Source organism: Roseofilum sp. Guam (assembly GCF_017746735.1).
Lineage (GTDB): Bacteria > Cyanobacteriota > Cyanobacteriia > Cyanobacteriales > Desertifilaceae > Roseofilum > Roseofilum reptotaenium.
Genome location: NZ_JAGHZN010000076.1, coordinates 1 through 16,994 on the forward strand (window position 1 = coordinate 1; position 16,994 = coordinate 16,994).

The following is a 16,994-nucleotide window of genomic DNA, read 5'->3' on the forward strand; positions in this document are numbered from 1 at the left end:
TCCACTCGACATATTCTAAGTCTCCACCTTCCATATCTTCTGCTGCGAGTGTATCCTGGAACTGGCTCGATCGCTGTTGATATTTCTCTTCAAAATAATCCAGCCGCTTTCTGGCCATTTTTTGGCTGTTTTCTCACCTGTAGAGTTCGGCAGCGATCTCCTTTTTAAGCAGTTCCTTCACTTCCTCTGGTTGGTCAGTTTTGAAAATAATCTCTGCCCTATTTTCACCGCTTCAATTTTAGATGGCATTTTAAACGATGACGAATCTTCAAAAATTTGTAATTGATATCAATAGCTATTGATTCAGCGTCGATGACTCTACGCCTTGCCTACCCTACCTGTCACTATAATTGATTCAACGGACTTGATCTGATTTGCTCAAGAGATTGCGCTACCTGGAGAGCATCAAGTAGCGCAATTCACAATAATTAACGGATATTTCCGTATTCTAACCCAAAAATGACTATTCCAAGTCGCGACGACCAGGGTTACGAGATGGGTCACTCGATAGGAACCCAAATACAAATAAAGCTGCAAAGAAAAGCACAATAATATTAACAACGATTTTGAGCGTGAGCATTTATGTTTCTCCGAACAGATAGGCTTTGGATTATCATATCGAAATTTGGCTGAAAAACCTAGTAGAGGATGGGCAGGATGGGGGGGACACGCAAACGAAGGTGCTCCCTGAGCGGAGTCGAAGGGAGCGTTAATCATTAGCCATTACCCATTTAGACTTCTTCATTGAGCCAACGTAAGACTTTAATCACCTGTTCTTCTACTTTAAGGAAGAGGCGATCGAGCCAGAGCAAGAATTTTTCCGTGGGCGATAGGATATATTCATGGCCAGTGGCTTGAGTTTCAATATAATCTGGTGCAGATTCTGGAGTGCTGGACGCTTGCGGTTGACTGATGGATGAGGGTTCGGTGCGATCGCCAATTGTACCAAATAACTCTTCTGAGCTTAACCATGGATCATCGGTTTTGATAAATGCGGTTTGGGCGATAGGTTGGGGGGAGGGAGTTTTAGGTTTAGAGTGTTGTTCGGATGAGCGATTAGCGTTAAAGCCTGTAGGAGGATGGAGATCTAAAGAAGTCAGCCAAGGGGCGTTAACGCTCAAGGTATTCAGTTGGGGAATAGGCTGGGGTTGGTGGGTTTGAGATTCACCAAAGCTATCAATGGCTAGAGCAACTTCACTTTGCTCCATCCAAGCCATCAGTTGCCAAAAGCGCCGTATGGGCGGAAATAGGTGGGGGCGTTGAGCAAGGATAGATAAGGGAATATGAGGTAGGGAAGTTGCGGAAGGGGGGAGGAGTTTTTGGACGATCGCCTGTTGAATGGTTTGCTGCTGTTGGGGCGTTAAAATATCAAGGGTTTGATTGGTTTGGGAGATGAGGACTAATTTGCCAGAGTCGAGTTGACTGGCAATACCTTGCAGCAGTTGTTTAGAAACAGGATAGGGACTTGAGGGAGTCGGTTGAACCAGAGAAGGAAGTTTAACCGGTGGGTTGAGTTGGGTGACTTCCTGTAAAATTTCCAAAATGGAGGTATCGGGTTCTGAGTCTTGGGGTTCTGGGGAGTTCAGCCAAGGGGTGACGTTCTGCTGAAATTGATGATTAATGGTGCGCCCGCTTTGGAAGATCCAATAAATGGGATAAACCATGACTTGGAGCGTCCATTCTGCGGCTACTTTCAGGTGGCGGAGGGCGCGGCTTCCCCGGTCAATCCATTGCTGAGAATGGTATTGAAACGTATTTAAAATCCGACTTTGATAGCGATCGCCAAGAGTCATGTTTTCCCCTCTTAACCCATATGATTGTTTTATTCTATAGCATTTGTGAGAAGGGGACGGGGTGGGGAGGATGGGCAATTACCACTTACCAATTACTAATTTATGACTTTATTTCAACAAACGCTGGATCGGTTGAGATCGCTCACTTGCTTGGATCTACAATCTCAATGGTTATGCTGCTCTGACGAGCTTCCCATCAACCAGGGGGTTGATCCTAATATTTGGTCGTCCTGGAGTCCCGTTGAGATTAATACTAAAGGTCATGTGGCTTGGGAAAAAGGTCAAGTCCTCTGGTTTGGACAACGGTTTACTGTTCCTGCACAGTTGCAAGGATATCCCCTAGAAGGATTATGCCTCAGATGGAGCCTGATGTGGTGGGCAGAGGTAGCGCAGGTGTTTGTGAATGGAGAATGTGTCCAGGAAGGGGATCTGTTTGATTGTGCCACTCGGATTTTATTGAGTCCAGAAGTTGTCCCTGGAATGGAGTTTAATTTGGCTGTACGCTTGGTGAGTCCGGGGCACGATCCGGGGGCTATGGTCCGAAGTTTAGCCCTGTTTGAGGGGCAAACAGCGGTCGATCCGGGGTTTATTGCCGATGAGCTAGAAAGTTTGTTTTTGTCTGGAACGGATGATCCGGAGTTTTTAGAGGGGTTGATGGGGGCAATTTCCGGATTAGACTGGTCTAAGGTTGGTGATCGCCCTGAGTTTAATCGTCAGTTAGAGGCACTTGGCGATCGTCTATTCTCCCTTAATCTTCCCCCTAGTCCCCAGATTTTTCTCCTCGGCCATGCTCATCTCGACTTAGCTTGGCTATGGCCGGTGTCCGAAACCTGGGAAGCAGCAAAGCGAACGTTTACATCCGTGTTGCAGTTGCAGGCAGAATTCCCTGAGCTTACCTTTGGTCATTCTACTCCCGCCTTGTATGCTTGGCTCGAACATCATCAACCCCATTTATTTAATACGATCAAAAATCGAGTTCGCGAGGGCAGATGGGAAATCATTGCTGGCTTGTGGGTTGAACCCGAATTTAATTTAGTTAGTGGCGAATCAATTATTCGTCAAGTCTTATATGGACAACGCTATATTCGCGAACAATTTGGAGTACTTAACCGGGTCGCTTGGTTGCCCGATAGTTTTGGATTTTGTTGGCAACTACCGCAAATTCTCAAGTCAGGAAAGATGGATTATTTTGTGACTCAAAAACTCCGTTGGAATGATACCAATGAGTTTCCCTATGAAGTATTTTTCTGGCAAGGTTTGGATGGCACTCAGATATTAAGTCTGATGTCTGCACCCATTGGTGAAGGGATTGATCGGGTCAAGTTAACCCGTTATGCCATGGAGAGCAAAGAGAGGACAGGGAAAGCGCAAGTCCTTGGTTTACCAGGAGTTGGCGATCATGGAGGGGGTCCGAGTCGGGATATGCTGGAGGTCGCGAGGCGATCGCAGGAATCTCGTCTTTTCCCCCGCCTTCAGTTCACCACAGCTCACACTTATTTAGACCATTTAGCACAAGAAAAAGACTATCCCATTTGGGCAGATGAATTATACTTAGAGTTTCATCGAGGCTGTTATACCAGTCACGCCGATCAGAAATTTTATAATCGTTGTTGCGAGCGGTTATTATATCAAGCGGAACTCTGGTCAAGTTGTGCCAGTTTATTAACGGGATACGACTATCCTCAAGTCAGATTAGAGCAGGCTTGGAAATCAGTATTATTTAATCAATTTCATGATATTTTACCGGGGTCTTCAATTCCGGAAGTCTTTCAAGAAGCGAATCAGGAATGGCAACAGGTTATTGAAACAACAGAAGAAATCATTCAGCAGGCTTTAGGGGCGATTGCCTCTCAAATTTCCCTTCCCGAACCTCCGACTTTGGGGGCACAACCCCTCCTAATTTTCAATCCCCTCAACTGGTTCCGTTCTGAGGTCGTGTCTATGACTTTGCCAGAAGGGATTCTGTCGGCTAAGATTTTGGATACAGATGGACAAGAATGGGTCAGTCAAATTGAAAACAACTTAATCTACTTCTTGACTCCGAATATTCCTTCAGTGGGCTATCAACTGGTTTGGTTGGTACCGAATACTGAACCGGTTTTATCGGTGGATTATCCCAAGGAGCTTACGCTGAAAAATGAATCCCTTGAAGTCACCCTCGATCCAGCAACTGGGGATATCCTAGAATTGTGCGATCGCCCGAATCATCGCTCAGTCCTTAGGGGTTTAGGAAATCAACTACAAGCCTTTGTCGATCAAGGGCAATATTGGGATGCGTGGAATATTGATCCCGATTATCAGAAGTTCCCTTTGCCACCAACACAATTAGAATCAATGGACTGGGAAAGCTATGGAGAACTGGTGAAAACGATTAAAGTGGTTCGCACGATTGGACAGTCTAAAATCACTCAGTATTATACGTTATTGGGGAATGACAATCAACTGAGAATTACCACTGGTGTGAATTGGCAAGAACGTCACACGCTTTTGAAAGTAAGCTTTCCAGTACAGCTACAAGCCGATTATATGACGTATGAAATTCCTTGTGGTGCAATTCGCCGTTCTACCCATTTCAAGACTGAGCAAGATCAGGCAAAATGGGAAGTGCCTGCTCTCAACTGGGCAGATCTAACAGATGAGGTTCAAAATTATGGTGTTAGTGTACTAACCGATTATAAGTCAGGGTACGATCCCCATCCGGATCAACTGCGATTAAGTTTACTGCGCGGTTCAACTTGGCCCGATCCAGAAGCCGATTTAGGAGAGCATGAATTTAAGTATGCACTCTATCCCCATGGGGGCAGTTGGGAAGCAGCAGGAACAGTCCAACGGGGATATGAATTGAATTGTCCTTTACAAGTTTATTCCTGTCCCTTATTGAATCGCGATCAACCCGGAAGTGAGAAGACCAGAATCAGTTATTTAGCGTTCTCATCAAGTGCTTGGATTTTGACGGCTCTTAAGAAATCTGAAGATAATCCGTACCATTGGATCGTTAGAGGTTATGAGTCTCAAGGAAAAACTGAGCGTATAGACGTGAAAAACAACCTAGGTCTTGATTATGGAAACCGGGTTAATTTATTAGAAGAAGAGGATGGAAATACCCCGTTAGAGATTCAACCTTGGGAAATCCTGACGTTGAAGCTCCGCCAAGAGCAGACCTAGAAGGTGACGCTTAGAGCTAAAGTAAAGGAAAATTAATTATGATTCATAATTGTTGCCCCATGCTAAACTAAGGGGTGAAGACTTTGATCGGTAGATCCCTTGGTTCGCTTACATTGGCTTGAAGGGTAAGATCCGAATCTAAAACTTCTATTTGCTATTGATTCTAGAGGTAATGCATGACTGTATATGTTGGTAATCTTTCTTTTCAGGCCAGTGAAGAGGATATCAGAGAGATATTTGAAGATTATGGAACGGTGGACAAAGTGTCTTTGCCTCTTGACCGTGAATCAGGGAAGAAGCGCGGCTTTGCTTTTGTAGAGATGACTTCGGAGACAGAAGAGGAAGCGGCAATAGAGGCCCTTGATGGAGCCGAGTGGATGGGTAGAGTGATCAAAGTCAATAAGGCTAAACCTCGTGAACCCCGTGGTGGAAATCGCAATCGGGGGTTTTAACACCAAGAAGAGTAGGATAACAAAGTGAGGTTAAAAATCAATGGTAGGGCGATCGCCAAAAAGAATTAGGTCAGCTTTTGATCGGGGGGTCGCCAACCTATTTTTAACCAACACAGTTGGCCGAGAAAAGAATCTTCATCAAGCAGCTATATCAGCTCTGGTCTGTGCTAAACTGTCTACTGAAGACTAAAATCGGTAGATCACTGTGTTTGTGTTAATGCTTGGCGTATCTCCGAATAGCAACTTCTGCACCTAAATGATTCCGGAGGTATCGCATGTCCGTTTATATTGGTAATTTATCTTATAAAGTCAACGAAGAGGATGTTAGAGAGGTCTTTACTGAATATGGCAGTGTAACGCGGGTGAGTTTGCCCGTTGATAAGGAAACTGGACGTAAGCGTGGCTTTGGTTTTGTGGAAATGGAAACTGAAGCTGATGAAGACAAAGCTATTGATGAACTTGACGGCGCTGAATGGATGGATCGAATTTTGAAAGTGAATAAAGCCAAACCCCGTGAACAACGGTCAAATAATAAAGGATTTTCCCGTTCACGCTACTAAAACGTAAGATCCATGAGAGGATTCAGCCATAATCAGAGTGCTCTGACAGACTGGATCTTCTGTCGCTCCAGCGTTTTAGATTCCGATCAAGCTGATTTGTTCAAAGGCTTATCTGCTACTTTAGCACTTCATTATCCAGTTAATTAACCAGTAATTGTGCCTTAATTAACTGGAGAGGGCGATCCGGTCTTCAACTGTGACCCTAGCCCATGGGAAGTGCTAGATCAATGTATACACCTAATCCATTCGTTCTAGAGGTAATTCATGACCATTTATATCGGTAATTTATCCTATGATGCCACAGAAGACGATCTCAGGGTCGTTTTTACAGACTACGGTTCCGTCAAGCGAGTCACTTTACCGACTGACCGGGAAACGGGACGTATCAGGGGTTTTGCTTTCGTAGATATGCAAGAGGATGCAGAAGAAGAAAGTGCTATTTCCAGCCTTGATGGGGCAGAATGGATGGGTCGCCAGCTTAGAGTCAACAAGGCTAAACCCCGTGAGGATAACAGAGGAGGAGGAGGACGACGCAGAGATCGCTACTAAGATCTAAGTAGTTTTAAGTAGAGGTTCCTCCTCAGATTGAACGTGAAGTTAGACTCCCCAGATTAATCTGGTGTAGAGAGTATAACTCTTCAAATCCCAAAAATCACTCAGACACAGAAAACCCAGAATTTTTTTGGTGTTATTTGTGTCTTTTTTAAGGCCTCATCTCAATGAATATCATTTTCCTCTCTCTACAGTAGGCATTTGTAGTAAGCATATCAGGATTTGATATAAAAATCAAAAGTTAAAAATAAAACATGCGATATGAGATTAGAACTCGATACTTACGCCGATCTCAACTCTCCTGTGCATCGCTGGGAACCTCGATGTAAGTTCATTGGATTAATGGGGTTAATTTTTTCGTTTTCAGGGATTCAATCTTTAATCTTGTTACCCGTAATGTTAGGAATAACATTGGTCTTCTACGTTATTTCTCGGCTGCCCTGGTCTTTTTTAGGTCAACGTTTGCGCTATCCGGGCTGGTTTTTGTTGGGCATTGTGATCTTTTTACCCTTTATTGCTGGAGAAACCGTGCTGTGGGAATGGGGAGTCGTTTCCGTGCGTTTAGAGGGATGTTTGGCCGTCATTTTAATCAGTGTACGGTTTTTCTGTATTTTGGTATTGGCTTTAATTTTGTTTGGGACAGCTCCATTTTTAATCATGATTAAGGCGATGGGACAATTGGGGTTGCCTTTGGTTTTGGGGGATATGATGCTTTTGAGCTATCGTTATTTAACAGAATTTGGCGATCGCCTGACAACACTAAAAATAGCGTCTCGTTTGCGGGGGTTTAACCCCAAGCGATTCAGTTGGCGGAACATTCAAACCTTAGCCGCTTTAATGGGAACCTTGTTGGTGAGAACCTATGAGCAGTCAGAGCGAGTGTATCAGGCTATGCGTTTGCGGGGGTATGGTTACAGTCGTAGCATGTTAAAATATACCTCATCAATTGATCCCTTAGATTACATCGCGACTCTAGGTGTTTTGGGGATTGCTCTTGGATTGGCGATCGCTCAAATCCTCTTTTACTCTTGATCCTTTCTCTTTTTGATTTGTCCTCGGAGAGATCCTATGTTACTCAATTATGGCAGAGAAATTCCTCCCTACGAACAAGATATTGCTCGTATCGGCTGTATTCAAAAACATGGATTTTTAATAGCTCTGGAAGAACAGAATTTCAGAGTTGTTTATGCCAGCGAGAACATTGAAGACCTCTGTGGACTGCCTCCACAAAAATTACTGGGTCAAAGTGTGGATATACTCATATCTCGAAAGCGCTTAAAAAAAGAGATTGCTAAACTTTCTGAATCTTCGAGCTTCATGATTCATGCCAGACTAAAAAGTCAAAAGCCATTCCGTAAAGTACTGTCTGTTTCCATTCATCGCAATTTAGATAATCTGATTATTCTGGAATTTGAAAACAACCGATCCGGGAAATCATCTGATATGGGGTTAACCTTAGAACTCACGCAAGAAATCAGTAAAAAACTCAAGGTAGACACGGATTTACAACGGTCGTGTGAAACCCTGACACAAGAGATCAAAAGAATCACTCAATTCGATCGAGTGATGATTTACCAATACGATCAAGAGTTTAATGGACAAGTTATTGCCGAAGCTAAAAATGCTGAGATAGAACCCTTTCTGGGTTTGCATTTTCCCAAACAAGATACTCAATTTTGTTTGGAAATATTAGAGAAAATTTGGTCTAGGATGATTCCAGATATTCAATCTAAGACCGTCCCCATACTATCCGATCAATCATCTATTGACGAGCCATCTTTGGATTTAACCCATTCTATTCTACGGGGACATACAAGTTGTCATCAGGAATATCTCAAAAATATGGGAGTGAGGGCCAGTTTAGTTTTGTCTTTAAAGAAGGAAGGAAAGTTATGGGGATTAGTATCTTGCCATCATTCTAGCCCGAAATATATATCCCATGAAGTGAGGCAAGTTGGAGAATTTATTTGTCAATTGTTTTCCATAGAGTTGAGTACCAAAACCGATCATCAAATTTATGAATATCGAGTTGAGTCAAGTGGCGTTCAATCTCAACTTCTGGCCTTCATGGGTCGAGATCATACCTTTATTGATGGTTTGGTCAATCATCAACCCAATTTATTGGATTTAGTGAATGCTCAAGGGGCTGCTATTTTCTGGAATGGATCGTATATTACTCTGGGCCTAACCCCAGAAGAAAAAGATATTACACAGCTCATTGAATGGCTAGATTGTCATCTAAAAGACGATCTTTTTTATACTCAATGTTTATCTAAAGTTTATCCTCAAGCAGAGGTTTTTGAGAAAATAGCCGTCGGTTTATTGGCAGTGCATATTTCCAAAGAAAATTACCTCCTCTGGTTTCGACCAGAAGTTTTACAGACCATTACTTGGGGCGGCAATCCGTATGAAAAGCAAGAAATTCGGGATGAAAATAACCAACTCAAGCTATTGCCTCGGAATTCTTTTGAAGCCTGGAAAGAAATCATTCGCGGTACATCTTTGCCCTGGAAAAACCATGAAATTGAAGCGGCAAAAGAATTGAGAAAATCTCTAATTCATATTATCTTAAATCAAGTGGATGAGTTGTCGAAGTTAACGAGAGAATTAGAGCGATCTAATGCAGAATTAGAAAAGTTTGCTTATATTGCATCTCATGATTTACAAGAACCCTTGAATCTGATTGCCAGTTATGTAGAACTGCTGGAAATGCGCTATGAAGATCAATTCGATCAAGAGGGAAAAGATTTCTTGGGGTTTGTGGTGGAAGGAGTAAGCCATATGCAAGGCTTGATTGATGATTTATTGACTTATTCAAGAGTGGGAAGAAAAGGACAAAAATTTGTTGCGATCAATGCAGAAGATATTCTAAAACGAAGTTTGGTTAATCTACAGGTTCGGATTGCTGAAGTGCAGGCAAAGATTACCTATGACTCTCTTCCTGATATTCTGGGCGATACAACCCAATTAACACAACTGTTTCAGAATTTAATTAGTAATGCTCTCAAGTTTCACCGAGATGATATTTCCCAGGTTCATATTGGAGTTCGAGAGGAAAGAGAAGAATGGTTGTTTTCAGTACAAGATAATGGGATTGGTATTGAGAAAGAAATGGTGGATCGTATTTTTACCATTTTCCAACGTCTTCATACCCGCGAAGAATACGAAGGTACAGGAATTGGACTGGCTATTTGTAAAAAAATAGTTGAAGTTCATGGGGGTAAAATATGGGTGGAATCCGAAGTGGGTCAAGGGTCAACTTTTTATTTTACTATTCCTAAGTAGACTGTCTATAGAATTTCTCTATTCTATGAGGTACAGCTTGAAGCCTTAGAACCTAAGCCATACAAGCTATTACCTATTCCCTAGCGCGAAGCGCTATAGATACGACATCGGTTAGGGTGCAACCGGATTAGGCTTGACATTGCTAATCTCCGTGGTTATTATTACTTAAAAGTCCTTAATATTTTTTAATAAAAACAGGCTGTAATTTAAATGACTAATTTGGATCAAGTTCATCGGATTTTAATGATCGAGGATAATTCTGCCCATGTGCGTTTAATTCAAGAAGGGTTTAAACAAATTACTCGGCCGTATCAGATTCGATCGGTAGATAATGGAGTAGATGCGATCGCCTATTTACGTTCTGAACCTCCATTTACAGAACGTCTTCTCCCCGATCTGGTATTGCTTGACTTAAATTTACCTCGCAAAAATGGTCGAGAAGTGCTAGCAGAAATTAAAACTGATCCTAAACTGAAACATATCCCTATTTTGATTTTAAGTACATCTCAACGGCCAGAAGATATCCAAGAAAGCTACCAGTTACATGCCAATTGTTATCTTCATAAACCCAGTAATCTGAAACAACTTTTTTATCTCGTTGAACAAATTGAAACGTTTTGGTTTCGCACGGTTTCCCTTCCTCTGACTTGATCCCTAACGGTTTTAGCCAAAATTGTTAATTTTTGTAAATGGAATAAAGCTTTGATGTTCTAATTGAGACGAATCCTTCTAGAATATAGAAATAAGTTGAAAAACTCTAATATAAAATCTAAATTCATTAAGAAGGGTGATTGACGGTGGAAGACCCCTTAGTTCAGATTCAGATCCTTTTAATTGAAGACAATCGTGCCGAAGCTCGTCTATTACAAGAGCGTTTGAAACAAGCGCCCTCTATGGAGGTTGAGCTTACCCATGTGAGTCGGTTATCAGAAGCTCTCAATCAACTAGAAGAGCAAGTGTTTAAGATAATCTTGCTGGATTTGAGTTTACCAGATGCTCAAGGACTAGAGTCCCTAAATCCTCTGATGGAGAAAGTACCAGATGTACCGATTATTGTATTAACCAATAATACAGATAGTGCCTTAGCGGTAGAAGCGGTACGTCAAGGGGCGCAGGATTATTTGATCAAACGACAGTTAAATACGGAGTTGCTGACACGATCATTGCGCTACGCGATTGAACGGAAACAATCCTCTGATGCTCTGCGAAAAGCGAACGAAACTTTAGAACAGCGAGTGATTCAGCGTACGACTGATTTGGTGCAAGCCAATCTACGCCTGAAACAAGAAATTAGCGATCGCCAGAACCTTGAAGAAGCCCTTCAGCAAGAAAAAGAACTGGCTCAAATCACGCTTAATTCTATCGGTGATGCAGTGATTGTCACCAATGTCAATCACCAAATTGAATCTCTCAACCCAGTCGCAGAAAAACTGATGGGTTTAAGCAGTTATGCGACTCAAGGCAGATCGGTTAGTGAAATTTTCTCTAACAGCGATATTAAGCAAAAACCGATTGAAATCTTGATTCATCAATGCCTGGCGACAGGAAAAATTGTTAAAGTCTCGAACTACGCCCTGTACTTTAAGAGCGATCGCCAACATTATATTATTGAACTGTGCATTGCGCCCATTCGCTTAAAGGGTAATCTGCTGGTGGGAACCGTGATTGTTTGCCGAGATGTCACTTCAGCCCGTAACCTCGCCCATCAACTCTCTTGGCAAGCAAGCCACGATCCCCTCACCGGTTTAATTAATCGCCGAGAATTTGAGCAATGCCTCAAAGCTGCTCTTGAGGAAACTCATCAATTGAATCAACAGCATATTTTATGCTATTTAGACTTAGATCAATTCAAAATTGTTAATGATACCTGTGGCCATTCTGCTGGAGATCAACTCCTGCGTCAAATTACTGGTATTCTACAAAGTAATATTCGCAAAACCGATACCTTTGGTCGTCTAGGCGGAGATGAATTTGGATTATTATTGCATTATTGTTCCGTGAATGAAGGACAGAAAGTTGCGCAAAAAATCATTGAAACCATTCAAAGTTTTCGCTTCGTTTGGGAAGATAAACTCTTTACGATAGGAGTTAGTATTGGCTTAGTCCCGATCGATCGATCCATTGAAAATGAACATATTGCCCTGAGTGCCGCTGATACGGCTATGTATGCGGCTAAAGAAGGGGGACGCAACCGAATTCATATTTACCAAATCGAAGATCGAGAAGTGGTGAAACGGCAAGGCGATATGCAATGGGTTGCTCGCATTAATCGTGCCCTAGAAGAGAATCAGTTTTGTTTGTATATCCAACAAATTGTTCCTCTAAATTCCAGGTCTAACACTCGACCTTTTGGCGAACTGTTTATTCGGATGATTGATGGCAAGGGAACTCTTATCCCTCCCATGGCTTTTCTACCAGCGGCTGAACGTTACGATCTGATGCCAGAAATCGATCGATGGGTGATTCGCAATCTATTTAAACAGTTATCTGAGCAGATTGGTCAAGGATCGGGGGTTCAATATAATCGATTCTTGAAGCCAATTTATTTGGTTAATTTATCGGGGGCAAGTTTTAATGACGTTTCGTTTTTAAAGTTCCTCAAAGAACAATTTTGGTTATATCATATTCCCCCCTCTCTAATTGGGTTTGAAATCACTGAAACGGTTGCCATTACGCACTTAAATCAGGCAGTCAGGTTTATTACGGAGTTAAAAGAATTGGGATGTCAATTTGCTTTGGATGATTTTGGCAGTGGCATGTCCTCGTTTACTTATTTGAAACAATTGCCGATTGATTACTTAAAGATTGATGGAGCGTTTATTAAGAGTTTAATAGAGGATCGAGTAAATCGGGTGATGGTGGAATCAATTCAGCGCATTGCTCAAGTGATGGGTTTAAAGACGATTGCTGAATCCATTGAAAATGAAGAAATTTTAGCGGAAGTGAAAGCCTTAGGTATTAACTATGCTCAGGGTTATGGAATTCATAAACCCCACCGGTTTACCCTAGAAAAAAAGTTGGAATTGATGTATAGGGCTTTGCCTGGGTAATGGGGAATGGGCAATGGGAATCTCAGGGTTTGGAGTGTGTCCCTAATTCCCCTATCCGTCCCAAAAATGTGACGTTTTATTACAATTTTCGGGAATCTGCATAAAATCACCCCGAAAAAATAGAGATCCCTATAGAAGTGCATAACTTTGATTAGGGATGGAACCATGAATTATAGCCATCGATTGGCGACTCTAGAGGATGCAGAGCAAATTGCCCTCCTATGGGCGGAATTTGCCGCAGAGCGCCAAGAAATTGACCCGTCTATGCGGGTAAAACCAAATTTTGACTTTAATGCTTATATTCGCCATCAATTGGTTAAACCGCTCACCTATGCCTGGGTTTTGGAGGTTGAAGAAGCGATCGCCGGTTGCTTGATTATTTATTTCTATGATGAAGTGCCCCCTCCGGAGCTTCCGGAAACCTTGGCAGTCGATCAAGATTTAGAAAGTCCGTTTATTTCCCGTCGGGTAGCTTCTGTGTTGGGGTTGTATGTGAAACCGGAACATCGGCAACCGGAAGCCCGATCGAGTTTAGCAAAAATGGCGATCGCCAAAGCCGAAGAACTCAACGTTACTGATATCGACTGGCTCATCAGCGCCGATCAAAGCGGTATTCAAGCCTTGCTCAAACACTCTGGATTTACCCAAGCTGCCGTCCAATTTACCAAACATTATCAACTTGCTCCCCATACCGAACTGCCTCGACTGCATCCCCCCTATCCGGAAATGGATACTCCTCCACCTCCCCATCCAGATGCTATTCCCCTACGAGATACCGCCACTGGGGATTTAATTTGCGATCGCCAGGGCGATCCCGTCTTTATCTTTCCCTTAACCAATGCATCGGGAGAATTAATTAAAACCGGCTCCGGATTACCCATTTATCCTACCCCCTTACGCGATCCACAAACCCAAGAATTTGTCTTTGATCCAGACGGAAATCTCGCCACTTGTCCCGTCGTTCGCGACTCTAGAGGCAACATTGTCGAATATCAAGGCATCGCCCAATTTCATCCTCCTGTGTACCAAATTGTCAATGGCAAACTCTATTTGCAGAAAAATGAGTCAGGAGAATTCGTTTTTTGTGATACAGAGAAAAATGAACAGGGTGAATTAGTGCGATCGCCTTCAGGAATGCCCATATTCAAAAAGGATTTGGTCACCTAATCTCTCATTCACTTTTGCTTGTATTTTTTTCATTGGCTAACCCCTTTTAAAAACCACGCTAACTTGATTAGTCCTTGATGAAAATAATCCTGGATATTACCGTTTAATCCAGGGGGCAATTGTTTTACTCTTGAATGATCCCTTGCCGACCTTTGCATCCACAAAACTTTTTCGTGAATCATCAAAACCTGGTCTCATACTCGAGCAGAAAATCCCTCTTCTATGGGAGAAATAGTTGTCTACCAATATCAAAGAGAGAAATCCTTTAAAGTTAACCCATCAATTAAAATACTGTCGCATCCATCCTAAATCCATGAAACTCTCCTATTCTCTGAACCATCATTTTTACCTTACCCTTCTCACCTCCACCCTAGGAATCTGTAGCCTCGCCCCCAAAACCCTCGCCCAACCGATCATTCCCGCCATGGATGGTACAGGAACTATCATCAATCATCAAGACAATCAATTCAACATTCAAGGCGGACAACTTTCCAGAAACGGACGTAACCTATTCCATAGTCTTGAACAGCTTGGATTATCTCAAGGGCAAATTGCCAACTTTATAAGTACTCCCCAAATCCAGAACATTTTAACTAGAGTCAATGGAGGAAATGCCTCCATTATCAACGGTTTAATTCAAGTCTCTGGTGGCAACTCTAACCTCTTCATTATGAATCCCGCCGGAATTGTATTTGGTTCCAATGCCCAGCTCAATGTTCCCGCCGATTTTATCGCCACTACTGCCACCGCAATTGGCTTTGGTAATGGACAATGGTTTAATGCAGTAGGCGATAATAACTGGAGTCAACTCGTCGGCACGCCCAATGAATTTCGCTTCGATCTCAATGGCTTTGGCAGTATCGTTAACTTCGGAGACTTGAAGCTTTCCGAAGGCTCCGATCTTACTTTAATGGGCGCAAATGTGATAAACATGGGAACCTTAGAAGCCCCTGGCGGAACCATCAATATCGTCGCCATTCCTAACCAACAAATTATTAGAATCACTCAAGAAGGACATCTATTAAGCCTCGATATTCCCTTAGATGAGAATCAGGAAGAATCCCAAATCACACCCCTCCAGCTTCCCGAACTCCTCACCCATTCCGGACTCGATCATGCCGATCAATTTCAAGTTAACGAACAAGGGCAAATTGTTCTCTCCGGAAGTGGTGTAGAAATTCCCGATGTCAATGGAGTCTCCCTCATCTCCGGAACCGTAAATACATCCGCAGAAAATGGCGGTATCATTAACATTATGGGAGAGCGCATCGGAATCATTGACGCAACCCTCGACGTTTCCGGACGATTTGATGGTGGAACGCTGAGAATTGGCGGTGACTTTAAGGGAAATCCTACCTTTCCCACAGCCGATATCACTTATATCAATCAAAACTCATTTCTTAATGCTGATTCCCAGCACCTTGGAGACGGTGGAAACATCTACATTTGGTCAGAAAACCTGACTCGATTTGACGGAACAATTAGCGCTACTGGCGGTTTAGAACGTGGGGATGGTGGTTTTGCCGAAATTTCCAGCCGCAACGCTCTCAGATTTAACGGAAAGCTAGATTTAAGCGCAATTAATGGAGACACCGGACAAGTTTTATTCGATCCCAAAAACGTGACCATTGTCGATGGAGCAGAGGGAGCGAATGATTCAGAATTAGAGGATGGCAAAATTTTATGGGATGACGATCCAGAGGAAGATTGGATTATTTCTGAACAAAAACTAGAACAAATGTGGGCAACTAGCGATATCACGATTGAAGCCACAAACAATATCACCATTGAAAACCTGAGCGATAATCTGCTACAAGGCTCTGAATATAGATTAACCTTTGTTGCTGATGCTGACAAGGACGGACAAGGCTCATTTTCCATGGATACAGGAGATAGAATTTACACTGCTGGACCGGTTAATATTTCCGGAGCAGGGCTAAGAATTGGCACAATTTCCACTTCATCCGCAGTGGGAGATAGTGGTGAGATTATCCTCGAGAGTAGCAACACAACTGAAGCCGAAAAATTATCTACCTATTCGGAAAAATATTCGGCTGGAGATATAACGATTCGGAGTGAAGGAGATGTTGCGATCGCGGATGGAATTAGTGCCCGTACTGACGCAAAAGTAACGAATCCTGCCCAGGGCGGTAATGTGGAAATCATTAGTGAGAGTGGGGATATAACCCTTACAAATGGAGTTGATACTTCTAGTGGAACCTTACAAGAAAATCCAGGAGATGGAGGAGATATTACGATTAGAGCTGTTGATGGATATATTGAAACTGGGGAAATAAACAGTTCTGTAGAAGAGGGGAAGGCAGGCAATATTGCCGTAGATGCTAGCGAACATATTACTGTTGGAAAACTGTTAGCGTCTGCTGGAACCACAGGAAATGGCGGTAGTGTTACCGTGACTGCTGGAGAAGATATTAAGACAGCTAGAATTGCTACGGGTGCAACTGGTTCGAGTTCAGGCGATCATAATGGAGGAGATGTAGAGATTACCAGCAAGAACGGAACAGTTACCACCAATTCGATTATCACGGGTGTTTTGGGTAAGGGGGATGGAGGAGATATTACCATCTCTAGCTATGGCGATATTAGAACTGAAGAACTTTTATCAGGAACCCTATCAGGTACACCTGGAGATATTACCATTACCTCTGAAAATGGCAGTTTTACGATTGAGTCTGGACTTTTAAGGGACTACATTATTAGTCGCTGTGGAGGATCTTTTGATTGCGATTATTCTGGCAATACGATTACTTTTGCTAGAAACGTCCAGCTTGCCGGGAAATCATTTCTATTCTTGGGAAAGCTATCAGGTACGATTGAGATTAGTCTGGCTCAAGCCAATTCTAACCAACAATCCGGTGCTGGCTCTACAGGTAACCAACAAGCCGGTGGTTCCAATAGCTCTAGTGGCTCTACGGGTAACCAACAAGCCGGTGGCTCCAATAGCTCTAG

The 16,994-nt window shown here is 42.8% G+C and carries 12 protein-coding genes; 10 read left to right on the forward strand and 2 right to left on the reverse strand.

Annotated features, from left to right (window positions below):
* Positions 1-463: 463 nt before the first annotated feature.
* Positions 464-580 (reverse strand): photosystem II reaction center protein I, encoded by a 117-nt coding sequence (locus tag J7529_RS22675; protein WP_271939972.1) that lies wholly within the window; start codon positions 578-580, stop codon positions 464-466.
* Between the two features lie 151 nt (positions 581-731).
* Positions 732-1,793 carry a hypothetical protein gene (locus J7529_RS22680; RefSeq protein ID WP_318730861.1) on the reverse strand — a complete coding sequence of 354 codons (1,062 nt, stop codon included), beginning with the start codon at positions 1,791-1,793 and terminating at the stop codon, positions 732-734.
* A 102-nt stretch (positions 1,794-1,895) separates the two neighbouring features.
* On the opposite strand from J7529_RS22680, the gene J7529_RS22685 reads away from it, so the two are divergent.
* The 10 genes from J7529_RS22685 to J7529_RS22730 all read left to right on the forward strand — a co-directional run.
* The gene (locus J7529_RS22685) at positions 1,896-4,958 is read left to right on the forward strand and encodes an alpha-mannosidase (protein ID WP_318730862.1); all 3,063 of its coding nucleotides are present in this window, start codon (positions 1,896-1,898) and stop codon (positions 4,956-4,958) included.
* Between the two features lie 176 nt (positions 4,959-5,134).
* Positions 5,135-5,410 (forward strand): RNA recognition motif domain-containing protein, encoded by a 276-nt coding sequence (locus J7529_RS22690; protein WP_271939975.1) that lies wholly within the window; start codon positions 5,135-5,137, stop codon positions 5,408-5,410.
* Between the two features lie 275 nt (positions 5,411-5,685).
* A complete protein-coding gene (locus J7529_RS22695) occupies positions 5,686-5,970 on the forward strand; it encodes an RNA recognition motif domain-containing protein (RefSeq protein WP_271939976.1) in 285 nt (94 codons plus the stop codon).
* 264 nt (positions 5,971-6,234) lie between these two features.
* Positions 6,235-6,519 (forward strand): RNA recognition motif domain-containing protein, encoded by a 285-nt coding sequence (locus J7529_RS22700; protein WP_271939977.1) that lies wholly within the window; start codon positions 6,235-6,237, stop codon positions 6,517-6,519.
* 264 nt (positions 6,520-6,783) lie between these two features.
* A complete protein-coding gene (gene cbiQ / locus J7529_RS22705; RefSeq protein WP_271939978.1) occupies positions 6,784-7,554 on the forward strand; it encodes a cobalt ECF transporter T component CbiQ in 771 nt (256 codons plus the stop codon).
* Positions 7,555-7,590: 36 nt separating this feature from the next.
* Complete coding sequence (locus J7529_RS22710; protein WP_318730863.1) at positions 7,591-9,807, forward strand: ATP-binding protein; 2,217 nt, start codon at positions 7,591-7,593, stop codon at positions 9,805-9,807.
* A 210-nt stretch (positions 9,808-10,017) separates the two neighbouring features.
* Entirely contained in the window at positions 10,018-10,458 is a 441-nt protein-coding gene (locus J7529_RS22715; RefSeq protein ID WP_318730864.1) for a response regulator, read from the forward strand.
* Between the two features lie 146 nt (positions 10,459-10,604).
* The gene (locus tag J7529_RS22720; protein WP_318730865.1) at positions 10,605-12,857 is read left to right on the forward strand and encodes an EAL domain-containing protein; all 2,253 of its coding nucleotides are present in this window, start codon (positions 10,605-10,607) and stop codon (positions 12,855-12,857) included.
* A 165-nt stretch (positions 12,858-13,022) separates the two neighbouring features.
* Positions 13,023-14,024, forward strand: coding sequence for a GNAT family N-acetyltransferase (locus J7529_RS22725; RefSeq protein ID WP_318730866.1), 1,002 nt, complete (start codon positions 13,023-13,025; stop codon positions 14,022-14,024).
* A 235-nt stretch (positions 14,025-14,259) separates the two neighbouring features.
* Positions 14,260-16,994, forward strand: a 2,735-nt coding sequence (locus tag J7529_RS22730; RefSeq protein WP_318730867.1) for a filamentous hemagglutinin N-terminal domain-containing protein, incomplete at its 3' end; no start/stop codon positions are given.